Source organism: Falsihalocynthiibacter sp. BN13B15, from assembly GCF_041205415.1.
GTDB lineage: Bacteria > Pseudomonadota > Alphaproteobacteria > Rhodobacterales > Rhodobacteraceae > Falsihalocynthiibacter > Falsihalocynthiibacter arcticus.
This window is the reverse complement of the sequence record NZ_JBGFCE010000148.1, coordinates 1-241: the sequence shown is the minus strand read 5'-3', so window position 1 is coordinate 241 and position 241 is coordinate 1. Positions and strand designations below refer to the sequence as shown.

At 55.2% G+C, this 241-nt stretch carries 1 pseudogene; it reads right to left on the bottom strand.

The annotated features are described in order from the left end of the window. Positions 1-48: 48 nt before the first annotated feature. A pseudogene (locus tag AB9F26_RS22575) lies at positions 49-241 on the bottom strand (IS3 family transposase); the annotation flags it as partial.

The window sequence follows — 241 nt, the reverse complement described above, 5'->3', positions numbered from 1 at the left end:
AGCATCCGCTTCAGCACAGCCGCTTTTCGTGCCCGTGAGTATCCCATGTCATCGTCCTATCCCGCCCACCTGAAAATTAGAGATAAATAGAGCAGCGGACAACATCCCTGACAGAGGGGGGTTGTCGGCGTGCAGCACCAGCGGACGCATGAGGCATCCTTCAGCCATTACAGCCTTCCTAATCAGTGTCGCAGCATGCTCTGAACTCTCACGATCATGGACCTCCCAGCCGACAATCTTG